General features: G+C 57.0%; 19 protein-coding genes. 11 read left to right on the top strand and 8 right to left on the bottom strand.

The window, feature by feature from the left end; genetic code table 11:
• Nucleotides 1–70 precede the first annotated feature (70 nt).
• The 8 genes from HZS80_RS01140 (at nt 71) to HZS80_RS01105 (ending at nt 9,935) form a co-directional block, all read left to right on the top strand.
• Nucleotides 71–1,240, top strand: a complete 1,170-nt coding sequence (locus tag HZS80_RS01140; protein WP_179914882.1) for an isovaleryl-CoA dehydrogenase — start codon at nt 71–73, stop codon at nt 1,238–1,240.
• Between the two features lie 10 nt (nt 1,241–1,250).
• Complete coding sequence (locus HZS80_RS01135) at nt 1,251–2,858, top strand: carboxyl transferase domain-containing protein (protein WP_179914881.1); 1,608 nt, start codon at nt 1,251–1,253, stop codon at nt 2,856–2,858.
• A gap of 12 nt (nt 2,859–2,870) precedes the next feature.
• Nucleotides 2,871–3,695, top strand: coding sequence for an enoyl-CoA hydratase/isomerase family protein (locus tag HZS80_RS01130; RefSeq protein ID WP_179914880.1), 825 nt, complete (start codon nt 2,871–2,873; stop codon nt 3,693–3,695).
• Nucleotides 3,692–5,746 carry an acetyl/propionyl/methylcrotonyl-CoA carboxylase subunit alpha gene (locus HZS80_RS01125; protein ID WP_179914879.1) on the top strand — a complete coding sequence of 685 codons (2,055 nt, stop codon included), beginning with the start codon at nt 3,692–3,694 and terminating at the stop codon, nt 5,744–5,746. Before HZS80_RS01130 ends, HZS80_RS01125 begins: the two co-directional genes overlap by 4 nt.
• A gap of 9 nt (nt 5,747–5,755) precedes the next feature.
• Nucleotides 5,756–6,661 carry a hydroxymethylglutaryl-CoA lyase gene (locus HZS80_RS01120; protein WP_179914878.1) on the top strand — a complete coding sequence of 302 codons (906 nt, stop codon included), beginning with the start codon at nt 5,756–5,758 and terminating at the stop codon, nt 6,659–6,661.
• Between the two features lie 86 nt (nt 6,662–6,747).
• Nucleotides 6,748–8,451, top strand: coding sequence for an AMP-binding protein (locus tag HZS80_RS01115; RefSeq protein WP_179914877.1), 1,704 nt, complete (start codon nt 6,748–6,750; stop codon nt 8,449–8,451).
• Between the two features lie 3 nt (nt 8,452–8,454).
• Nucleotides 8,455–9,279 carry a class I SAM-dependent methyltransferase gene (locus tag HZS80_RS01110; RefSeq protein WP_179914876.1) on the top strand — a complete coding sequence of 275 codons (825 nt, stop codon included), beginning with the start codon at nt 8,455–8,457 and terminating at the stop codon, nt 9,277–9,279.
• Between the two features lie 92 nt (nt 9,280–9,371).
• A complete protein-coding gene (locus tag HZS80_RS01105; protein WP_179914875.1) occupies nt 9,372–9,935 on the top strand; it encodes a hypothetical protein in 564 nt (187 codons plus the stop codon).
• On the opposite strand, the gene HZS80_RS01100 is transcribed toward HZS80_RS01105, so the two are convergent.
• Nucleotides 9,932–11,827: a monovalent cation:proton antiporter-2 (CPA2) family protein gene (locus tag HZS80_RS01100; protein WP_179914874.1), complete on the bottom strand. Its 1,896-nt coding sequence runs from the start codon at nt 11,825–11,827 to the stop codon at nt 9,932–9,934. The two genes, HZS80_RS01105 and HZS80_RS01100, sit on opposite strands and share 4 nt — an antisense overlap.
• Before the next feature lie 96 nt (nt 11,828–11,923).
• On the opposite strand from HZS80_RS01100, the gene HZS80_RS01095 reads away from it, so the two are divergent.
• The 3 genes from HZS80_RS01095 to HZS80_RS01085 are packed head-to-tail and all read left to right on the top strand — an operon-like array spanning nt 11,924 to nt 14,297.
• Nucleotides 11,924–12,196 (top strand): Trp family transcriptional regulator, encoded by a 273-nt coding sequence (locus HZS80_RS01095; protein ID WP_179914873.1) that lies wholly within the window; start codon nt 11,924–11,926, stop codon nt 12,194–12,196.
• Between the two features lie 2 nt (nt 12,197–12,198).
• Entirely contained in the window at nt 12,199–13,620 is a 1,422-nt protein-coding gene (locus HZS80_RS01090; RefSeq protein ID WP_179914872.1) for an anthranilate synthase component I family protein, read from the top strand.
• Nucleotides 13,617–14,297, top strand: a complete 681-nt coding sequence (locus HZS80_RS01085) for an anthranilate synthase component II (RefSeq protein WP_179914871.1) — start codon at nt 13,617–13,619, stop codon at nt 14,295–14,297. Before HZS80_RS01090 ends, HZS80_RS01085 begins: the two co-directional genes overlap by 4 nt.
• A gap of 30 nt (nt 14,298–14,327) precedes the next feature.
• Here the strand turns inward: HZS80_RS01085 and HZS80_RS01080 are convergent, their stop codons facing one another.
• The 7 genes from HZS80_RS01080 to rlmD form a co-directional block, all read right to left on the bottom strand.
• Nucleotides 14,328–14,603, bottom strand: a complete 276-nt coding sequence (locus HZS80_RS01080; RefSeq protein WP_179914870.1) for a DUF1294 domain-containing protein — start codon at nt 14,601–14,603, stop codon at nt 14,328–14,330.
• 26 nt (nt 14,604–14,629) lie between these two features.
• Nucleotides 14,630–15,727, bottom strand: coding sequence for a 23S rRNA pseudouridine(2604) synthase RluF (gene rluF, locus HZS80_RS01075; RefSeq protein WP_179914869.1), 1,098 nt, complete (start codon nt 15,725–15,727; stop codon nt 14,630–14,632).
• A gap of 36 nt (nt 15,728–15,763) precedes the next feature.
• Nucleotides 15,764–16,309, bottom strand: coding sequence for a DUF924 family protein (locus HZS80_RS01070; protein ID WP_179914868.1), 546 nt, complete (start codon nt 16,307–16,309; stop codon nt 15,764–15,766).
• A 32-nt stretch (nt 16,310–16,341) separates the two neighbouring features.
• Entirely contained in the window at nt 16,342–18,990 is a 2,649-nt protein-coding gene (gene ppc, locus HZS80_RS01065; RefSeq protein ID WP_179914867.1) for a phosphoenolpyruvate carboxylase, read from the bottom strand.
• Nucleotides 18,991–19,028: 38 nt separating this feature from the next.
• Nucleotides 19,029–19,883 (bottom strand): nucleoside triphosphate pyrophosphohydrolase, encoded by an 855-nt coding sequence (gene mazG, locus HZS80_RS01060; RefSeq protein ID WP_179914904.1) that lies wholly within the window; start codon nt 19,881–19,883, stop codon nt 19,029–19,031.
• A complete protein-coding gene (gene relA / locus HZS80_RS01055; protein WP_035566106.1) occupies nt 19,883–22,159 on the bottom strand; it encodes a GTP diphosphokinase in 2,277 nt (758 codons plus the stop codon). Before relA ends, mazG begins: the two co-directional genes overlap by 1 nt.
• Before the next feature lie 93 nt (nt 22,160–22,252).
• Complete coding sequence (gene rlmD / locus HZS80_RS01050; RefSeq protein WP_179914866.1) at nt 22,253–23,656, bottom strand: 23S rRNA (uracil(1939)-C(5))-methyltransferase RlmD; 1,404 nt, start codon at nt 23,654–23,656, stop codon at nt 22,253–22,255.

Here is a 23,656-nt window from a genome sequence, read left to right as displayed (position 1 = left end):
ACAAAGCTACGCCAGCCCAGATGGCTAATTACAGATAGCAAACACAAATAATCAGCACAGGTGATTGACCATGTTTTCACACTACTCAGAACTCAACTTCGGCCTCGACGACGAACTGAACATGCTGCGCGAGCAGGTCAACGCCTTTGCGGCCAGCGAGATTGCTCCACGCGCTGCCGAAATCGACCGCAATAACGAATTCCCTAACGACCTATGGAAGAAGTTTGGCGATATGGGGCTATTGGGGATTACCGTCTCTGAAGAGGATGGCGGCAGCGGCATGGGCTACCTCGCCCACTGTATTGCCATGGAAGAGATCTCCCGGGCCAGCGCATCGGTCGCGCTCTCTTACGGCGCCCACTCCAACCTGTGCGTGAACCAGATCAAGATCAACGCCTCCCCCGAACAGAAAGCCAAGTACCTGCCCAAGCTGATCAGCGGCGACCACGTGGGCGCGCTCGCCATGTCGGAACCCGGCGCAGGCTCGGATGTGGTCTCGATGCAGCTACGTGCCAAGCAGAATGGCGACCACTACATCCTTAACGGCAATAAAATGTGGATCACCAACGGTCCGGATGCTGATGTGCTGGTGGTGTACGCCAAAACAGATCCAGACGCCGGTTCCAAAGGCATCACCGCCTTTATTATCGAAAAAGGTATGCCCGGTTTCTCCACCGCCCAGAAGCTCGACAAGCTGGGCATGCGCGGTTCCAACACCTGTGAACTGGTCTTCCAGGACTGCGCCGTTCCTGCTGAAAATATTCTCGGTGGGGAAGGCAAAGGCGTACGCGTACTCATGAGTGGCTTGGATTACGAACGCACCGTGCTTGCCGCTGGGCCGATCGGCATTATGCAGGCCGCCATGGATGTGGTGATGCCCTATATCCACGAGCGTAAGCAGTTCAACCAGTCGATTGGTGAATTCCAATTGGTGCAGGGCAAAGTGGCGGATATGTATACCACCCTGAACGCCTGCCGCGCCTATTTATACGCCGTAGCCGGTGCCTGCGACCGTGGCCAAACGTCCCGCAAAGACGCCGCCGGGGTGATTCTCTACTGCGCCGAAAAAGCCACTCAGGTCGCACTGGATTCCATTCAGCTACTCGGCGGCAACGGCTATATCAACGAATACCCCACCGGGCGCCTGCTGCGAGACGCCAAGCTGTATGAGATCGGCGCGGGCACCAGCGAGATTCGGCGGATGCTAATTGGCCGCGAACTCTTCACCGAAAGTAAGTAAGGGCCCTGTCATGAGTTCCATTTCTACTCAGATCAACCCGCGCAGCGATGTGTTTCAAGCCAACGAAGCCTCAATGCTCGGTGAAGTGAACAAACTGCGGGAACTGACCGCTGCCGTCGCCCAGGGTGGCGGTGCCAAAGCCCGCGAGCGCCACGAAAGCCGCGGCAAGCTGTTTGTCCGCGACCGCATCGATCACTTGATCGATGAAGGTTCGCCGTTTTTAGAGTTTTCCGCCCTGGCAGCGCACAACATTTACGATAGCGAAATTCCCGCCGCTGGCGTGGTCACCGGCATTGGCCGTGTTGCCGGCGTCGAATGTGTGATTGTCGCTAACGATGCCACGGTGAAAGGCGGTACTTACTTCCCGCTGACCGTCAAAAAGCATATTCGCGCCCAGGAGATCGCCCGCAAGCATCGTCTGCCGTGCATCTATCTGGTCGATTCCGGCGGCGCCTTTCTGCCCCGCCAGGATGAAGTGTTCCCAGATCGCGAGCACTTCGGGCGTATCTTCTACAATCAGGCGACCATGTCCGCCGAAGGCATTCCGCAAATTGCCGTGGTGATGGGCTCCTGCACCGCTGGCGGCGCTTATGTGCCCGCCATGGCGGATGAGTCGATTATCGTTAAAGAGCAGGGCACGATTTTCCTTGGCGGCCCGCCCTTGGTGAAAGCCGCCACCGGTGAAAGCATCAGCGCTGAAGACTTAGGCGGCGCGGATGTTCACGCCAAAGTCAGCGGCGTCGCCGACCACTATGCGGAAAACGACGCCCATGCGCTGCAGCTGGCCCGCGCCTGTGTGTCGCGGCTGAACTGGCAAAAACGCGGCCAGATCGCCATGCAGGCGCCCAAGCCACCCAAACTCGACCCTGCTGAACTGTATGGGATTGTCGGCACCGACCTGAAAAAGCCCTATGACGTGCGCGAAGTGATTGGCCGCATCGTCGATGACTCCGACTTTGATGAGTTCAAGCGCTACTACGGCGAAACCCTGGTCACCGGCTTTGCCCATATTCACGGCTACCCGGTGGGTATTGTGGCCAACAACGGCGTGCTGTTTTCCGAAAGCGCGGTGAAAGGCGCGCACTTTATCGAGCTCTGCGCCCAGCGCAAGATTCCGTTGATCTTCCTGCAGAACATCACCGGCTTTATGGTCGGCTCCAAGTACGAACACGAAGGCATCGCCAAGCACGGCGCAAAACTGGTGACTGCCGTAGCCTGCGCCAAGGTACCCAAATACACCGTCCTGATTGGCGGCAGCTTTGGCGCCGGTAACTACGGTATGTGTGGCCGCGCTTACGACCCCAACCTGCTGTTTATGTGGCCCAACGCGCGCATTTCAGTGATGGGCGGCGAGCAGGCGGCGGGCGTATTGGCCCAGGTTAAGCGCGAACAGCATGAGCGCGAAGGCCGCGAGTGGAGCAAAGCGGAGGAAGAAGCCTTTAAGCAGCCCACCCGCGACCAGTACGAGCATCAGGGCCACCCCTACTACGCCAGTGCCCGCTTATGGGACGACGGCGTGATTGATCCGCTGCAAACCCGCGATGTGTTAGGGCTTTCTTTAGCTGCCGCGATGAACGCAGAAATCGAAGAGACACGCTTCGGCGTGTTCCGGATGTAAGGGGGTCTTACCATGGCTTACTCAACGCTGACTATAGAAGAGGGTGTGGCGCGCCTGACCTTAAACCGCCCCGAGGTGCATAACGCTTTTGACGACAGCCTGATTGCTGAGCTAAACGCGCACCTTGATCAGTTGCATTCGTTGGCTGAAGCAGGCGATGTGCGCGCAGTAGTGCTGGGTTCAGAAGGCAAAAGCTTCTCCGCGGGTGCCGATCTGAACTGGATGAAGCGCATGGTCGATTACGACCTGGAAGATAACGTCGCCGATTCCCGCAAGCTGGCAGCACTTATGCACGGCCTGGATACGCTGCCCTGCCCTACCGTCTGCCGTGTGCAAGGCGCCGCCTTTGGCGGCGCGGTGGGTTTGGCCGCTTGCTGCGATGTGGTGATCGCCTCGGGTAAAGCCAAATTCTGCCTTTCGGAAGTCAAAATAGGCCTATCGCCCGCAGTCATCAGCCCTTACGTGCAGCGAGCCCTAGGCGAGCGACAGATGCGCCGCTATGCGTTAACCGCAGAAGTCATGGACGCCGAAATAGCGCTCGCGCTGGGTCTAGTCCATCTGGTGGTGGAGCACGATAAGCTAGACGACGAAGTGGACGCCATGCTGGCCACCCTGTTAGCCGGCTCGCCCCAAGCCCAGCGCGCCACCAAGGCGCTGATGGCCACGGTCGTTCGAGCGCCTGACAGTGACGCCACCCGCGAACATACCTGCCAGGTGATCGCCAAACTGCGGGTAAGCCACGAGGGCCAAGAGGGTTTATCCAGCTTTTTTGAGAAGCGCCGCCCGAATTGGGTCGAATCGAATAACACACCTAACGCTTCGGAGCGTCGTTCATGATAAAACACGAAAAAACCGCTCGCACGACGCCTTTTGATACTTTACTGGTCGCCAACCGCGGCGAAATCGCCTGCCGGGTGATGCGCACTGCGCGCCGGATGGGCCTGAAAACCGTCGCGGTTTACTCTGACGCCGATGCCAGCGCACGCCACGTCCGTGAAGCCGACGAGGCCGTTCGTCTGGGGCCTGCCGCCGCCCGGGAAAGCTATCTCAATATCGATGCGGTGATCGAAGCTGCCAAGCGCACCGGTACTGGCGCTATTCACCCCGGCTACGGCTTTCTTTCCGAAAACGGCACCTTCGTCAAAGCCCTTGAAGAAGCAGGCATTACCTTCGTCGGCCCGCCCGCCTCGGCGATTGCCGCCATGGGTGACAAATCCGCCGCCAAAGCGCGTATGGCCAATGCGGGCGTGCCACTGGTGCCGGGCTATCACGGCGACGATCAAGACGACGCCCTGCTGCGCAGCGAAGCCGACAACATTGGCTATCCGGTGATGCTCAAAGCCAGCGCCGGCGGCGGTGGTAAAGGGATGCGCGTGGTTGAGTCTGGCGATAGTTTTCAAGCTGCATTAGATGGCTGCCGCCGTGAATCTAAAGCTGCTTTTGGTGATGACCGGATGCTGATCGAGAAGTATCTGGTGCAGCCGCGCCATGTAGAAGTGCAGGTATTCTGCGACCGCCACGGCAACGGCGTTTACCTGTTCGAGCGGGACTGCAGCGTTCAGCGGCGCCATCAAAAAGTCATCGAAGAAGCCCCCGCCCCCGGCATGACGGCGGAGCTGCGCAGCGCCATGGGCGATGCCGCGGTGCGCGCTGCTCAGGAGATCGGCTACGTGGGCGCGGGAACCGTCGAGTTTCTTTTAGACATTGATGGTTCGTTCTACTTTATGGAGATGAACACCCGTCTCCAGGTCGAGCACCCGGTTACCGAAATGATCACCGGTCAGGACTTGGTGGAGTGGCAGTTGCGCGTGGCCATGGGCGAACCGCTGCCTTGCAGCCAAGACGAGCTAACCATTACCGGCCATAGCTTTGAAGCGCGTATCTACGCCGAAGACCCAGATCAGGATTTCTTACCTGCTACCGGCCAGCTCACTCGCTTTGCACTGGATTTAGAAGGCGCGGGTCTGAGCGGCGACCAGGTGCGCCTGGACAGCGGCGTGGAGAGCGGTGATGCGGTGTCGATGCACTACGACCCCATGCTCGCCAAGCTGATTGTTCACGGTGCCGATCGTGATGCGGCGCTGGCTACACTCAACCGCGCATTGGCGGCGCTGGATGTACAAGGTGTCGTGACCAACCGTGCCTTCTTAATGCGCTTGGCGACCCACCCCGGCTTTAAGAACGTGGAGCTGGATACCCGCTTTATAGAACGCAACGAAGCGACACTGTTTGCTCCCCGCACTTACAGCATGGAGGCCTACGCCAGCGCGGCACTGATTGGCCTGAATCAACTGGCTCAGGAGTGCGAAAGCGACTCGCCCTGGGATCGCCACGACGGCTTCCGCCTCAACGCCCCGCACACCATTCGCATTGCCCTGTGTGACCCGGCAAGTGCGCAAGCGCCGGATAGCGATGAAGCGGTAGTGATCGTCGAAGGTAAACGCAGCGCGGGCGAATCGCTTTGGAACCTCACCATTGGCGATGAAACCCTTACCGCGAGTTTGCAACCGCTCACAGGCGATGCGGTCGCCGTTACCTTGAATGGTCACCGCCGTCGCCTGCAGGCCCGCCGCGACGGTCATGTGGTCGTGATGGCCGACCCAAGCGGTGAAACCCGCTTGTTCTGGCGGCGTATTGACGCCATTGACCACGGCCATCATGAAGCGGAGTCCACGCTGACTGCGCCCATGAATGGCACGGTGGTGGCTCTGCTTGTGGCGCCCGGCGTGGCGGTTGAAAAAGGCATGCCGCTAATGGTCATGGAAGCCATGAAAATGGAACACACCATGACTGCCCCCGCCGATGGCAGCGTGGATGCGTTCCATTTCCAAGCGGGCGACACGGTTAGCCAAGGCGCTGTGCTACTCGACTTTGCGGCCAACGAATAGGAGTCACTGATGCCACTGCCTACTTCTGTAAAGCTGTTTGAAATGTCGCCCCGTGACGGCCTGCAAAATGAGCCGGGGGCCATTGTGCCCACCGGGACTAAGATTGCTCTGATTGAGCGGCTTGCTAAAGCAGGTATCACGCACATCGAAGCCGCCAGCTTTGTATCACCCAAGTGGGTGCCACAAATGGGCGACGCCGTTGAGGTGATGGCGGGCATCACACGCCAGCCAGGCGTGGTGTACTCCGCGCTGACGCCCAACCTAAAAGGGCTCGCAAACGCGCTAACCGTGGGCGTTGAGGAAGTCGCGGTATTTGGTGCGGCGTCTGAGGCTTTTTCGCAAAAGAACATTAACTGCTCCATTGCTGAATCACTGACCCGCTTTGAGCCGGTGTTAGAGCGCGCCCGAGAGGCTGGCGTGCGCGTACGCGGCTACGTCTCCTGCGTATTGGGCTGCCCCTACGAAGGCGAGATAGCCCCCGCCAAAGTGGCTGAAGTGGCCAAGGCGCTTTATGAGATGGGCTGCTACGAGGTGTCCCTGGGCGACACCATTGGCGTCGGCACGCCGCTGGCTGCTAAACGCATGATTGAGACGACGCGCCAACAGGTGCCCATTGAGTTTCTGGCCGCTCACTTCCACGACACCTACGGCATGGCGCTGGCAAATCTTTATGCCGTGCTAGAAGAAGGCGTTAGCGTTATTGATGCCGCTACCGCGGGACTTGGCGGCTGCCCCTATGCCAAGGGCGCTTCCGGCAACGTAGCCACTGAAGACGTACTCTATCTGCTGGAAGGACTAGGGATTGAAACGGGCATCGACCTACAGGCCGTGATTGAAACCGGCTACTGGATCACCCACGAGCTAGGCCGCAAGCCCAGTTCCAAGGTGGCCCTGGCAAAAGGCCTTAGCCGTTGAAATGAGACATGAATAATAAAAATTAAAAGCAGCGAGTTATCCCCTGCCTTCCCGTTCGGACAAGAAAAATATCGGAGAGATACACCATGGCATCACCTACCCTTACCCAACCCAGCTACTCCAGCAGCATGGCTGACAAGCCGCTTCTTGGCATGACGATCGGCGATAAATTTGACCAAATCGCGACGCAATATGCTGATAACGATGCGCTAATTGTGCTGCATCAAAACATTCACTGGAGCTATCGCCAACTCCAGGAAGAGGTCAATCGCTGCGCCCGCGCCCTGCTCTCCATCGGCGTCAACAAAGGTGACCGGGTGGCCATTTGGGCACCCAACTGCAGCGAATGGACATTGACTCAGTTTGCCACCGCCAAAATTGGCGCCATTCTGGTCAATATTAATCCCTCTTACCGCACTCACGAATTGGAGTACGCGCTGAACCAATCCGGTGCGCGCTTTTTGGTCACCGCCAATAGCTTCAAAAGCTCTGACTACAGCGCCATGCTATATGAACTGGCACCGGAACTTAACACCTGTGCCGAAGGCAAACTCAAGTCGTCTAAACTGTCCGATCTTGAGTGCATTATTAACTTGAGCAGCGAAAAATTGGGCGGTATGTGGCGCTGGTCTGACTTAATGAACGAAGCCAGCAAGGTTAGCCAAACCGACGTTGATGACTTGCAAGCAACGCTGCAGTTTGATGATGCGATCAATATTCAGTACACCTCTGGCACCACGGGCTTCCCTAAAGGCGCGACCCTTTCCCACCACAATATTCTCAATAACGGCTTTTTTGTAGCGGAGAGTATGGGCTTTACTAGCGAAGACCGTTTGGTGATTCCGGTACCGCTCTATCACTGCTTTGGTATGGTGATGGGCAACCTGGGCTGTATGACCCACGGCGCCACCATGATTTACCCGGATGAGGGCTTCGATCCCGGCAAAGTACTTAAAGCGGTTCACGAGCAGAAAGCCACCGCGCTCTACGGCGTGCCCACCATGTTTATCGCCGAGCTTGAACACGAGGGTTTTGCTAGCACTGACTTCTCCACGCTGCGCACCGGGATTATGGCGGGCTCGATCTGCCCTGCGGAAATCATGAAGCAGGTGATCAGCAAGATGAATATGAAGGGTGTGCAGATCGCTTACGGCATGACGGAAACCAGCCCGGTCTCCACTCAAACGGGTGCCAACGACAGCATTGAGAAACGCGTTTCCACCGTGGGCCGCACCCAGCCTCACTTAGAGAACAAAATTGTCGACCCTGGCAACGGAGGCATTCTCCCCCGCGGTGAAATTGGCGAACTATGTACCCGCGGGTACAGCGTGATGCTCAAGTACTGGAATAACGACAAAGCCACCGCTGAAGCGATTGACGAAGCAGGCTGGATGCACACAGGTGATCTGGCCACCATGGATGAAGAGGGCTACATTCAGATCGTGGGGCGTATTAAAGATATGGTGATCCGCGGCGGCGAGAACGTTTATCCCAAAGAGATCGAAGAGTTTCTTTACGCCCACCCGGCGATTTCCGAAGTACAGGTCACCGGCGTGCCGGACAAGAAGTACGGCGAAGAGTTGATTGCCTGGGTAAAACTCAACAGCACCGCGGGCGAAGTCACCGGTGAAGAGCTGCGCGAATACTGCAAAGGCAAAATCACCCACTTCAAAATTCCGCGCTACTTCAAGTTCGTTGACGAATTCCCCATGACCGTCACCGGCAAGATTCAGAAATTTAAAATGCGTGAAATTTCCATTCAAGAGCTGGGCTTGGATCAAGAATCGTAAGCGATGACCCCCTCCAACCCTTTAGCCCACCACTATCAGCGCGCCCTACGCGCTGATGAGGTATTGGCACAGATTGACGCCCACTACCCCGCTGGCCCCACGCTGCATCAACTGGCCCCTTTGGATCAGCTGCATATTGGTGGCGTGGCGGCCTCTAAGCGGCTGCTTGCAGGCCTCAACCCTGACACCCACAGCAAAGTGCTCGATATCGGCGCGGGACTGGGCGGATTGATGCGCCAGGGTGCTTCGCTGGGTTTTAAGATGACTGGGCTGGATATTACGCATGGCTTCAGTGCACTGAACAAAGCGCTGAGCTTACGGGTTAACCAGGCTGACTCGTTACCACTCACCTGGGTAACCGGTAACGCGAGCGCCCTGCCATTTGCCGATAGCAGCTTTGATGCCGTGCTCTTTCAGCACAGCCTACTCAATATGCCCGATGCCACCAAGGTAATCGCAGAAAGCCGCCGTGTTCTGCGCCCTGACGGGCAGCTAGTGATGCATGAAGTCGTCAGCGGCCCGAACGTGGCGCAACTTCGCTATCCAGTGCCTTGGGCGGCCTCTTCTGAGCACTCCCATCTAATGACTATTGCGGAGCTGACTCGATTGCTGGAAACAGGCGGTTTTCGACTTGAACACACGGAAGACTGGAGCAAATTAGCCTTGGAGTGGCGCCAGAGACAGCGGCAAAAAGAGCAGGCGCCACGTCAAGCGGTGCTATCTCCCCAGTGGGTATTTGGCGAGCGCTTTATCACGATGGGTAAAAATTTAGTCGATAACTTAGCCGAGGGTGCAATTAAAGTGGTGGAAATCCAAGCCAGTTGCTAGTCTGAATGGGATAGCTTTTTCTCCCGGCCCGTATTCTCCCACCCCATGGGTATACGACAATATATGGGTATAAAACAATAGGTGTACGAAAAATGCCAACCAAACGCTTGGCAAGCACCCTGCTCTGCTGCGCTGTTCCCTGGTTTAGCAGCTACGCCGACGATACCCCGCCGGTAATGGCCTATACCGCACCCAACAGCGAACTCATGCAGCTGGATAACGGCGTTATCTTGGAAGGCAGCGACCTTCAAAGCCTTGATAACTATACCAGCGGTTTTCGGGTCACCGCAGGCTTCAGCCCCTGGCGACTCCCCCAACTCGATATCGGCGCTGAAATTGCCTACCGGGAAAGCGAAGAAATTCCCATTTCCTCCAGTGTAAATCCACTAATTATGGATACGTTGAGTTTGGGCGGTGCCATTGTTGCCGGAGTTCGCATGGGCGCCTTCAGCGTCTATGCAAAGTCCGGCATCACAGAATGGCGGGGGGAAAGCGACCAGGAAGGCGCCGATGAAAGCGGCACGGCATTGCTGCAAGGTTTCGGCGCCACGGTGACGATCAATCGACTCGTCAGCCGCCTAGAGTACGAACGCATCGACGCCCCCACCCTTAGCCACCTCAATATGTTAAGCGCCTCGTTGCACCTGCCGTTTTAGGCTTTTTGATCTTGATCGCTTTCAGGTGGCGTCCAGATCGGCACATCTTCCTGTTGGGGCTCTGGCCAATCCTGCTGCATTGCGCTGTTCAACGACTCTTCCAGCTTCATAAATAGCTCACCGTAGCGGGGGCTGAAGCTGATGCCCTCTTCGATCTCTTTCCAGGCCTCAAACAGTTCATCCTCATGGGCATCTTCGTTCTGCACAAACGCCCAGGTCATTTGCTTGGCGCGCATGGGGTGAACGCCCATGGCTGTCAGTGCGTGCCCGCCCAGCTCCAGCGCTGAATGATAGGTTTCACTGATAACGTCGTCGGCACCCGCGTCACGTAGCTGATAGCCATGCCCACGGTCGAATGCACGGGCCAGTACCCACACTTGGGGGTAGGCATACTTCACATGCTTAACCATCTGCACGGCACGCTCACGGTCGTCTAGCGCGATAACCAGTAGCCGGGCGTGCTCGATCCCCGCGGTCTCTAGCAAGTCGGAGCGACTGGCATCGCCAAAGTAGCTTTTGATGTTAATTTTGCGCAGATTCTCGATCTGCTCGATCTCCAGATCCAGCGCCACGATGGGGATATTATTGGCGCGCAACAAGCGGCAGATAATTTGTCCAAACCGCCCTACGCCCGCAACGATGACGGGGGCCTGCTCCTCAATAGTATCGGCCTCGGTGTCATCGTTTTTAGCAATAAGGTAGCGCGGCAGCACCAGCCGGTCATAGGCAATAAACAGCAGCGGCGTTAAGAACATCGATAGCGCCACGACTAACGAAAGCACCTGGGAGATATCGGTAGGTATTACGTTGTTTTGAACGCTGTAGGTCAGCAGTACAAAACCGAACTCACCGGCTTGGGCAAGGCTTAAAGTGAATAGCCAGCCGTTGCTACCATGTACCCGAAACAGCAACGCCAAACCCAGCAGAATCACACCCTTTATAACGATAACCGCCAAGCCTAGCGATAGCACCGTGCCCCACTCTGCGGCTAACACCGAGAAGTTGATACCTGCCCCTACGGTAATAAAGAACAGCCCCAGCAGCAGTCCTTTGAAGGGCTCAATATTGGCTTCCAGTTCGTGCTTAAATTCGCTGTTGGCGAGCACCACTCCCGCCAGGAAGGCGCCAAGGGCGGGGGACAAATTGACTACACTCATCAGTGCGGCGATGCCAATCACCAGCATTAGCGCGGTAGCGGTAAATACTTCACGCAGGCCAGAACCAATTACATAGCGAAATAGCAGCGGCATCAAATAGTAGCCAGCGGCAATAACGCTTGCGATAGCTGTCACAACCACTAAGGCATGAGCCCAGCCGGGCAAGTTCGCTACCAGGCTTAAGCTGGCATGACCGTCATCACCGCCCGCCCCCATCAACTCAGGCAGCGCCAGCAGCGGGATCAGCGCCAGCATGGGGATCACCGCAATATCCTGAAACAGCAACACCGAGAAAGCGCTGCGCCCACCCTCCGTTTTGGCGAGCCCCTTTTCATTGAGTGTTTGCAGCACAATCGCCGTGGAAGAGAGCGCAAAAATCAGCCCCACCGCCAGGGCAGTTTGCCAAACCAGCCCCAGCCACCAGGCAATAGCGGTGCCAGCCGCGGCGGTTAACACAACCTGAAGCCCACCCAGACCAATCAACCGCACCCGCATCGCCCAAAGGCCCTTGGGATCCAGCTCCATGCCGACCAAAAACAGCATCATCACCACGCCAAACTCGGCAAAATGCTGAATAGTGGTGGTCTCTTGACCCACCAGCCCCAGTATTGGACCGATCACGACACCGGCAACCAAGTAACCCAGCACAGAACCCAGGCCAAAACGCTTGGCAAGCGGTACTGCAATCACCGCGGCAACAAGATAAATAAACGCCTGAATGAAATAACTGGTCATGGGGACTCCTCAAAATGAAACGTGCTGCTTGACTTCCCTGAGCAATCAGGTAGCGTACTAGTACGCTAGTACAATGCATATTACCTGGTGGCACATATGACAACAGACGATAACTACCAGGCTGAACTCATTCGCCATTTGCTCGCCATTGACTCACCTAAAGCAATGGACGAAGCCCTGGCTAGCCTGCTAACGCCTGCAGAGTACCAAGAAATCAGTAAACGCCTACAAATTTTTAAGTTGCTGCGTGAAGGCGTGCCCCACCGCAAAATTGCCGAAACCCTGGGCGTGGGTATCGCCACGGTTTCACGGGGCTCTCGTGCCCTTACCACGTTACCTTCTTCAAGCCCTTCTTCACGGATTGATTGATCATGACCACTGCTGACACGCACGCCTCACCAGGCCCGCAGCCTTTTACGCTGCCACGCAAACCTCACTATGTGACATTGGCGGCGGACTGCGACTTCTTTGCTCTGTTTCAAAAAATCGAACGCCAATTTGATACCTGCTACATGCTGGAGTCTCTGGGCGAAGACAGCCATATGGCGCGCCACTCGATCATCGGTTTCGACCCCGAGTACACGCTCTACGCCAACGGCAACACGCTGACGATCGAAGACCGCAAAGGCAACGCCAATCACTACCCCAGCGATAACCCCTATGAGCTGCTGCGCAGTCTGATCCCGCAGAATATTATTTCCCGCAAGTATGCCGGTGGGCTCAGCGGTTATCTTGGCTATGATGCCATGCAGTACTTCGAACCATCGCTTACCTTAAAAGCCAGCGATGATTTCGATACCTTCCGCTTTGGGCTTTACAAAGATGGCCTGATCCTCGACAAGATGACCGGGGAAGTCACCTACTTCTATTACGACAACAGCCGCTACGACTTTCTGCAGACGCTAATTGATGCAGACGATGAGCCGGCAGGCCCACTGCAGATAACTGCCCTCGGCGACACCATGAGCCAGGCAGAGCACGCCGAGGCGGTGGCCAAGGTGAAGCAGGATATTATCGACGGCAAAGTGTTCCAGTGCGAAGTCGGCTTTAAAAAACGCTTCAGTATTAAAGGGGATTCCCTGGCGCTCTATGACCAGCTACGCACCATCAACCCGTCGCCGCAGATGTACTACGTCAAATTTGGCGAGCAGAAGCTGATCGGCGCGAGCCCGGAGCTTTTATTCCGGCTGCGTCAGGGTGAAATGGAGACCTTTCCGCTGGCGGGCACCACCACCCGGGGGCAAACAACCCAAGAAGATACCCAGCTCGCCCGGGCGCTGCTCAACGACCCCAAAGAGATCGCCGAGCACAATATGATTGTGGATCTACACCGCAACGATATTGGCCGCGTAGCCCAGTTTGGCACGGTCAAAGTACGTAGCCTGATGGATATCAAGCGCTTTAGCCACGTGCAGCATATCTCCAGCGAGATCGTCGGTATTATCGCCGAAGGTGAAGATATGTTTACGGCGCTGGCCAGCAACTTCCCGGCAGGCACCCTCACCGGCGCACCCAAAATTGAGGCGATGAAGATTATCGACGATCTGGAAACCGACGGCCGCGGCCCCTACGGCGGCGCGGTGGGTCAGTTCTCGTTTAACGGCGACTGCACCTTTGCGATACCCATTCGTACGGTGTTTGTGAACGGTGAGCGCGCCTACGTGCAAACCTGCGGCGGCAATGTGTTTGATAGCAACGCCGCCGATGAGTATGAAGAGATTCGCCGCAAGTTTGCCGGCACCCGCAAAGCCCTTGCCCCCTTTATGGAGACGGACATGGAGAGCCCAGCATGAAGGTACTTATCATCGATAATTACGACTCCTTCACCTATAACCTCTACCAGTTTATTGGTGAGATTTTGACCACGGAGAAGAATCGCGGCGGGCTGGCTAATTTTGAGATACTCGTTAAGCGCAATAATCAAATCGATTTCAACGCCATCGAAGCCATGGCCCCGGATCGCATAATCATCTCCCCCGGCCCGGGCTCGCCGGATGACCCACGCTACTTTGGCGTGTGCGCTGAAGTCATCGAAAAACTGGGTAAGACCACGCCACTGCTGGGAGTGTGCCTGGGTATGCAGGGCATCGTGCATGTGTTTGGCGGCAAGGTGGTGAAAGCGCCGCTGCCGATGCATGGCAAGATCAGCCCGATCAACCACAATAACGCCTCGGTGTTTAACGGCGTGCCCGACCAGCTTGAGGTCATGCGCTACCACTCGCTAATTGCCGATGCGACCACTTTGCCCGAGTGCCTGGAAGTGACCGCCACCGTTGGCGCACTTGAAGCGGATAGCTTTGAGCAGCGCAGCCGCTGGCAGGCATTGGGTGAATTCGAACTGATGGGGGTTAAGCATCGGGAGTACCCGATTCACGGCATCCAGTTCCACCCGGAATCGTTTGCCACCGAGGGCGGTAAAGAGCTAATCGCTAATTTTCTTTTCGCGCCCGGCAATCACGCCAGAGCGTAGGCACTCAGCATAGGGTGGCTAAACGGGTGGCTAAATGAGACTCAATGAAACCGTTAGCCACCCGGCGCAGACCAGATTCACGACAACCGTCAGCCAGAACATAACTTGAAAGGTGGTTTTCTGGGTTTTGTGACGCAGTTGCTGTTGGGCCAGTAGCGCACCCGGCCAGCCACCCACTACCCCAAGCAGATGTAGCGACTTCTCACTCACCCGACGGCGGTTGTTAATAGCCGCCTTTTTATCGATAGCGTAAGTGATATAAGCGATAACGCTCACCACAGCGTAAAAGGCGACGATTGGAATCACAGTGGAGACTCTTGAGTGGTTAGCAGCTACTTGCGTCGTTGAGAAGGTTTGCCGCCCACCGCTGGCTTACCGCGGCCTTTACCAACGGGCTTACCTTTAGCACCAGGCTTGCTTTTAACACCGGGCTTACTTTTAACACCAGGCTTACCGGGGGCTTTACCACCCTTGGGGTGCGGCTTGCCTGCCACACCGCCTTTCGGGCCGGCACCTGTTTTTCCACTGACTTTTCCGCTGGCGGCTTTTTTACCCTTGACGGGTGGTTTAGCCCCAGCCGCTTTGGCACCAGCCGCCTTCGCGCCTGCTTTAGCCGGTCGCCCTTTCGCGGAAGGCGGCTTTGCCTTTCCTGCGCCTGAGCTGTAGTTGGGTCTTTCCGGCTTAGCTTTACTTTTCTTCTCGGGTACCGCCTCTGAGCGTTCGGTCAGCGCAATAATGGTATCGATCTCTTTGGCAGTGAGATCGCGCCAGTCGCCCAGGGCCAAGCCTTTTAGCGGCACATTCATAATGCGCGTGCGAATAAGTTGCGTAACCTCATAGCCGAAATATTCGCACATACGGCGAATTTGCCGATTGAGCCCCTGCACCAGCGTGATGGTGAACACAAAGGTGGACTCTTTTTGCACCTTGCAGCGCTTGGTCACCTTGCCAAGAATCGGTACACCGCTCTGCATGCCCTCGATAAACTCGTCGGTGATCGGCTTGTTTACCGTCACCTGATACTCTTTTTCGTGGTTGTTATTGGCGCGCAGAATCTTATTAACCAGGTCGCCGTTATTGGTTAAAAAAATCAGCCCCTGGGAGTCTTTATCGAGCCGCCCAATGGGGAAAATGCGCACGCCATGCTTCACAAACTCAACGATATTGTCCTTTTCGCTGGATTCGGTGGTACTGACAATGCCCACCGGTTTATTCAGCGCGATCAGCACCAGATCCTCCTCTTCCTGAGGCTCGATCTCCTGACCGTTTACTTTAACCAAGTCCCCCGCCACCACCTGATCACCGGTGGTGGCACGGCGACCGTTAATCCACACGTTGCCCTGCTCAACAAAACGGTCGGCTTCACGGCGAGAGCACATCCCGCTCTCGCTAATATATTTATTGATACGGGTAGATTTTCGAAACGACATAAAACGCCACGTGGCTAAAAGAGGATAAGCAAACAATTAAAAAGAGGAGCCGGGCTCCTTCAAGAAGGCCAACTCCTCGTCGGTAGAGTCCCGCTCCAACAAAGCATTGCGGTGCGGGTAGCGCCCAAAGCGATCAATAATCGCCTTGTGGCGCACTTCAAAGTCGTAGTTATTCTCTAACCCTGGCTGGTTAAACAGCTCCATCGCCACTTCATGGATGGCCGTTGACTCACTATGCATATAGGGCATATACAGAAATGCCCGCTGCTGACTGGTTAACTCGGCGTCGGCACTAGCGGACACCGCCTCCTGGGCTAGTACTAGCGCCAAGGTATCGGTGGCAAAAGCACGAGCGTCATCGCGATAGATATTGCGCGAGAACTGATCCAACACGATGATCTCCGCAAGACGCCCTTGAGCCGTTTGACGCCATGCATAACATTCGCACCGTGCGGCTTGGGCATTCAGCGCACCAAACCGCTGCGAGATTGTACGATCCATTTCAGGGTCTTTTTTAAACCACTGAGCAGGCGTCAACTCCTCAAACCAAAAGTCGAGTACCGCTTGAGCATCTGAGGACATTGATGCCTCCTAGTCGTTAAATATGGTTATGCCTAGCCGGTATTACGCAATCCTGCCGCAATGCCTGCCATGGTCACCATCAGCGCACGGGAAAGATCGGCGCTAATCGCCCCGTCGGCATCGCGGTTACGCTGCAACAACTCCGCCTGAAGGCCATGCAGCGGATCGATGTAGGGGTTGCGTACATCGATTGCCTGGCGAATCAGCGGCGTGTTCTCCAACAGCTTCTCCTGCTGAAGAATATCCAGCACGGCTTCTTCCAGGGACGCGAAACGGTGGCGTAGCTTTTTACCCAATGCCTTCAGCGAGGGCTCATCGACCAAGCGGTGCTCGTAGTAAGCGGCAATGGCGACATCGGCTTTGGCCAGCAGCATCTCCAGCATGTCCAGGTAGGTGCCGAAGAAGGGCCACTCATTGCGCATCTCTTGCAGCACATCGCGTCCACCGGGCTGCTCTAAGCGCCGCGCAAAGGCTTCGCCGCTGCCCAGCCATGCGGGTAGCATCAGGCGAATCTGCGTCCAAGCAAAAATCCATGGAATGGCGCGCAGGGTTTCCACCCCGCCATCCTGGCGCCGCTTGGTGGGGCGTGAACCCAACGGCAGCCTACCCAACGCGCCCTCCGGCGTTACCGCGCGGAAATAAGGCACAAAGTCCGGGTCTTCACGCACGACGCCCACATAGGCGCCATGCGCTACCTTGGCGAGCTGATCCATCTCCTCACGCCAGTGCGGTTCTGGCGCGCGTGGCGGCAACAGCGTGGCTTCCAGCACTGCACAGGCATAGATCTCCATGGAGCGCAGGGCAATATCAGGCTGGCCAAACTTGAAGCGAATCATCTCGCCCTGCTCGGTCACCCGCAGGCTGCCGTTTACCGAACCCGGGGGCTGGGAGAGTATCGCCGCGTGGGCCGGGCCGCCGCCACGACCAACGGTGCCGCCGCGACCGTGGAACAGGGTTAAATCGACGCCGTGTCGATTACACACATTCACCAGCGACTCCTGAGCGCGATACTGCGCCCAGGCAGCGGCCAGCTGGCCGGCATCTTTTGCCGAATCCGAGTAACCAATCATGACCTCCTGACGGTCATCGATCAGCGAACGGTAGCCCGGTATCGCCAGCAGCTGATCCACCACATCGCCTGCGTGATCCAGGTCATTAAGGGTTTCAAACAGCGGTGCGATAGGTAGCGTTACCTGCCCTCCCACCTCTTTCATTAGCAGTGCTACGGTAAGCACGTCCGAGGGCTCAGCGGCCATGGAAATGATGTAAGTTCCCAGCGCTTCTGAATGCTCCTGGGCGATGACTTTGAAGGTATCCAGTACTTCACGGGACTCGGCGGAGCACTCCCAGCGGCGTGGGATCAGCGGGCGACGTGAGGCCAGTTCGGCGAGCAGAAACTCCTGGCGCTGGGCTTCGTCCCATTCGCGGTAGTGACCAAGGCCCAGCGTACTGGTCAGCTCTTCAATCACCTGTGCGTGGCGGCTGGCCTCCTGGCGCAAATCGAGTTTGGTCAGCGTAACGCCGAATACGGCGACCCGGCGCAAGGTATCCAGCAGCGCCCCGTTAGCGATGGTATCGAGACCAACATCGCACAGTGAGCGGTAGCAGCCGAGCAGCGGTGAATAGAGCTGATCACGGGTTTCAATAATCGGCCCGCCGTCATAGTTACGCCCCTCAAGCTCGGCCTTGGCCCAATCCCGGGTTGACTCCATTCTTGTCAGCAGGCGCTTTAGCACTTCGCGATACGGTTCGGCCACATCGCCCGCCTCGGCTTTAAGCGCACTGTTGGCCTTCCACATGGAGAGCTCGGTCTTCAACTGCTCAAGATCGCGCAGGTAAAGGTCGGCGGCCATCCAGCGGCCCAGTAGCAATACCTCGCGGGTGACCCGGGCGGTCACATTGGGATTGCCATCGCGGTCACCGCCCATCCAGGAAGCATAGCGGATGGGCGCGGCATCCAGGGGCAACCGCTCACCGGCGGTATCCAACAGCAGATTATCCAAATCCCGATGGAAATCTGGCACCGCCTGCCATAGCGAGTTTTCAATGACCGCAAAGCCCCACTTGGCTTCATCCACCGGGGTGGGCCGCTCGTGGCGGATCTCGTCGGTATGCCACGCCTGGCTAATCAGCTCTTCCAGGCGCCCCTGGGCACGAGTGCCACGCTCCGGATAATCCTCGGAGCTCTCAATAGCGGTTAAGCACTCATCAATGGCGTCATATTTTTGAATCAGCGTACGCCGGATAACTTCGGTGGGGTGAGCGGTCAACACCAGTTCAACGCGCATGTTGGCAAGGGTCTCGACCAATTTGCGCGGTGAGTTGCCGGCCTGTTCGGCACGCGCAAGCAGCTCCCCCAGTACCGGCTGGGAGCCGGGCTTGTAGTCCTCGACCCGGCGAAAGCGCGCCCGATAGTGCTGTTCGGCAATGTTCGCGAGGTTTAAGAACTGGTTAAACGCACGGGTGACCGGCAGCAGATCCCGCTCGGGCAGCTCACGCAGGTACTCGATCAATTCACGCTGCTGCAGCGAGTCGCCTTGCCGCCCGCGTTTGGCATGGGCGCGAATGGTTTCAATTTTATCGACAAATGCCTGGCCCAAATCGTCGGCAATGGTTCGCCCCAGGCTGTCGCCCAGAATACGTACGTTATCGCGCAGAGATTCGTGTAGGTCGTGACTCATTGGCATGGCCTCCTTGCAGGGGTCGCATCATTATTAGATCAGGAATGGGTAGATTGTTTTTCTTCTGCTTTGGCTGCCTGCCAGTGGGCTTCCATCTCGTCTAGGGAAGCCTCTGTTAATGGCCGCTGGGCAGCGCTAAGCTCACGCTCAACAAAACGAAAACGGCGTTCGAACTTGGCATTGGTAGCGCGCAGGCACTGTTCAGGGTCGGCATTCAGCGTGCGGGCAAGGTTGGTCACTGCAAACAGCAAATCGCCCACTTCTTCCTGAGCATGCTGTTGATCACCCGCGGCGAGCGCCTCTTCCACTTCCGCCAATTCTTCACGAATTTTCGCCACCACACCGCGGGCATCGGGCCAGTCAAAGCCTACCCGCGCGGCGCGCTTGGACAGCTTGGCAGCGCGGCTAAGGGCGGGCAGCGTGCGCGGTACATCGTCCAGCACTGAGGGGGTGGCATCAGCCCTTTCGGCGCGTGCCCTTGTGTCACGTTCTGCAGCTTTGAGTGATTCCCAGCGGCTGTTGACCTGCTGAGTTTGCACCTCTGCGGCGCTCACTCCTGGCGGGCGCCGGGAAGCCAGGGTGCCCTCCGGAAATACGTGGGGATGTCGACGCAACATCTTGGCGGTCAGGGTATCGACGATATCAGCAAAGTCGAAGCGCTGCTCCTCCGCCCCGAACTGGGCGTAGTAAACCACCTGAAAAAGCAGATCGCCTAGCTCACCGGGTAGCTCGTCAAAAGCGCGTCGCTCAATGGCGTCGGCGACCTCGTAGGCCTCTTCCAGCGTATGGGGCACAATGCTGTCCCAGTCCTGCTGTAAGTCCCATGGGCAGCCCTGCCCGGCGTCACGCAGCACTTGCATCAGGGTCAGCAGGTCGTCCATACCATGGCGCATCATTCCCCTCCCTTACGCGTTTGCTTTTCCGGGTCTGCATTGCGCAAACGGCGCACTTCGGTAACGTTTGGCAACTGCTGGATACGGGAGAACAGACGCCCCAGGGATTCCAGGCCGTCGACTTCCAAGGTAATGCGCAGACGGGCAATGCCCTCGTCGGTATCGGTTAATGTGTTCACGGCGAGTACGTTGACTTTTTCATTGCCGAGCAGCCCTGTCACATCGCGCAGTAGCCCAGAGCGATCCCAGGCTTGAATCTCAATGGTCACCGGATAGCGGGTCTGGGCGCGTTCGCCCCACTCTACCTCGATAATGCGCTGGGGTTCGTCCAGGCGCAATTGCAGAATATTGCTACAATCCTGGCGATGCACAGTGACGCCACGCCCCTGGGTGATAAAGCCGATGATCGGTTCGCCAGGCACTGGCCGACAGCAGTTCGCCATGCTGGTTTTCAGGTTGCCGACGCCGAGCACGGTGATATCACTTTTGGTGGCTTTGCTGGATTGCCGCTGAGGCTTGGCAAGCAGGCGATTAAGCTGCTCCTGGTCGTCGGTCTCGCCGAACAGCTGTTGGGCCTGATGCAACACTTGGCCAATACGCAGATCACCGGCACCAATGGCGGCGTACATATCGTCAGCATTGAGGTAGTTAACCGCCTTGGCCAGTTTGGGCAGGTCGAGCCCTTCGACATCCAGGCGGCGCATTTCGCGGTCAAACAGCGCGCGCCCTTCATCCAGGTTTTGACCCCGCGCCTGGTGCTTGAACCACGCCTGGATTTTGGCCCGAGCCCGGGAGGTACGCACATAGCCCAAACTGGGATTTAACCAGTCGCGGCTAGGCCCGCCTTTGGTGGCCGTCAGTATCTCGATCTGCTGACCGGTTTTGAGTTTATAAGTGAGCGGCACAATGCGCCCATTAATCTTAGCACCTCGGCAGCGGTGGCCAATTTCGGTATGCACTCGATAGGCAAAATCGATAGGCGTGGCAATCCGCGGCAGATCAATCACGTGACCGTCAGGAGTGAAGACGTATATGCGGTCAGGGGCCACGTCGCTGGAGAGTCCTTCGCGCAGATCGCCAAAGCCGCCCACTTCGTCCTGCCACTCCAGTACCTGACGCAGCCAGGCAATTTTCTCTTCGTAGCTACGGCTTTTGGCGTTGGTATCGTGGCCTTTGTAACGCCAGTGGGCACACACGCCCAGCTCCGCTTCGTCGTGCATGGCGAAGGTGCGAATCTGGATTTCGAGTACCTTGTTCTCCGGCCCCATGACGGCGGTATGCAGCGACTGATAGCCGTTCTTTTTGGGGTTGGCGATATAGTCGTCAAACTCGTTGGGCACGTGGTGCCAACGCGAGTGAATAATCCCCAGTACGGTGTAGCAGTCCGACACTTCCGGCACCAGAATGCGCACCGCACGCACGTCATGAACTTGCGAAAAATCAATCCGTTTGCGCTTCATTTTGCGCCAGATCGAGTAGATATGCTTGGCCCGCCCATCCACGTCGTAGCGGTGAATATGTTGGGCTTCCATCAAGCCTTTGATGGTTTCGACCACATCATGAATATAGCGGTCGCGGTCAAGGCGCTTCTCCGCCAACAGCTTGGCAATCGCTTTGTACTCATCTTCATGCAAGTAACGAAACGAGAGGTCTTCCAGCTCCCACTTAAGCTGACCGATGCCCAGGCGGTGGGCCAGCGGCGCGTAAATATCGGCGACTTCCCGAGCCACCTGTAAACTTTTTTCCCGGGGAGCGTCTTTTACCTGGCGTAGTGCGCAGGTGCGCTCAGCAATTTTTATCAGCGCCACGCGCACATCGCCGACCATATTAACCAGCATCTTGCGCAGGTTTTCCTGCTGATTGTGTTGGCCCATGCCGTGGTCAGGCGCCAGTGGGTAGCTGATAGCGGCCATTTGCAGCACGCCATCGATCAGGCTAGCCACTTCTTCGCCAAAGCGTTTTGTCACCGCTTCAAGGCTCAGTAGACCTTCCCGCACCGCACGGTAGAGAACGGCGGCTTCCAGCGTAGCCTGATCCAGCTTCAAATCGCCAAGGATATCGGCCATTTCCAGGCCCATGCGGAAGCTGGATCCCGGCGAAAGCCATACACGATGCGTGCGAGGAGCTTCTAGCTCTAACGTTTCAGCAAGCTCACAGGCCTCGACTAAACGCTCGGGATCACGTAGGCGCACATCTTCTTGCAGGCGCGTTAACCATTGTTGTATATCCACCTTTCCGCTAGCGGTTAGCGGCTGGTCTTCACGCACTTTTACCATGACTATCACTCATCCATTCTGGGGGACGATCTCCACACGGCTGTCACCGTGGCTTGACGCATTTAGCTGCATCAGCTTCACACAGCATCAGTTTCAAACAACATTAATTTCAAACAACATTAGTGTTTCCATATGCGCAGTGTGAAGGAACATATCTGCCACTGCTACTTGCTTAACCCGGTAACCCGCATGCACAAGATGTGCCGCATCCCGGGCAAGCGTTGCGGGGTCACAAGAAATATAGACCACTCTGGGCACCGGGTGGCGCGCCAGCGCCTGACAAATTGCTTCCCCACCGCTACGCGGCGGATCAAGTACGAGTGCATCACTATCGCGATGAGCAGATAGCAGCTCTTTAACGCTGGCGGGGTCGTTCAAATCGGCCTGTTGGCCGCTGACCATCAGCGCGTTGTGTTTAGCATTTATCGCAATCCGCGCCACCATGGCAGGGTTGCCTTCCACCGCGTGCACTTCAGCACCCGCCGCGGCGATGGGCAGGCTGAAATTCCCGATACCTGCAAACAGATCGAGCAGTTTTTGCCCTGGCTTGGGCACCAACCATTGCATCACTTGGGCAACCATTTGCTGATTAACCTGGGCGTTGACCTGTAAAAAATCGCCTGGGGCAAAACTCAGTTTTAGCGATGGCTGGTCGTTGAGTATTAGCGACTCCTCCAGCACCGGGGGCGCGCCATGCCAGTGCAGCGTGGGTGTTTCACGACCCAACCAGGTGCCTAAAGCCACCTGACGGTGCTGGGCAAAGGCTTGCCAGCGCTCGGCATCCTGAAGGTGCTCTTTGAGTTGACGAACCAGTACTACTTGGGTGGTCGCCGTTGCCAGCAATTCTATGTGACCCACATGGCGCGGCGCATCTAAGCGTTTGAGCAACTCGCGTAGTGGTGTTAACAACTGCTGCAAAGAATCAACCAATACCGGACAGCGCTCGATGTCGACTAAGCGATGGCTATGGGCAGCACGAAAGCCAAGGCGCGTGTTGCCCTGGCTATCTACCTTGACCCCTAGCCGTGCACGACGCCGATAGCCCTGGTCATCGCCCTGAATCGAGCCAATCTCGCCTAGCGTGATGCCTTGACGCGCAAACAGGTCGCGCACCACCTCACGCTTGTGAACGCGCTGGGCATCAATATTTAAATGTTGTAAATCGCAGCCGCCACAGTGGCCAAAATGCGGGCATGGGGGCGTAACACGCTGATCAGAGGACGTTAGCAGTGATTTAACATGCGCTTCATCAAAACGTTTGCGCGTCAGATGAATCGCCACCTCTACCTGTTCACCGGGCAACGCCTGATCAACAAACACGGTTTTACCGTTGGCTGAGTGGGCGACGCCACGGCCATCGTGCGCTAAGCGCTCAATCACCAAGGGCGACGTATCACCATCGGTAGCCGTATGACGCGTTTTGCCGCCTGGCGTGCCAGCAAGCCCAGAATGACCTGACGCGGGCCTAGACGGCCGCCTTTTTCCCAACATGGCCAT

It is taken from the genome of Vreelandella glaciei, from assembly GCF_013415125.1.
In the GTDB taxonomy this organism is placed as follows: domain Bacteria; phylum Pseudomonadota; class Gammaproteobacteria; order Pseudomonadales; family Halomonadaceae; genus Vreelandella; species Vreelandella glaciei.
This window is presented reverse-complemented; position numbering and strand designations above follow the sequence as displayed.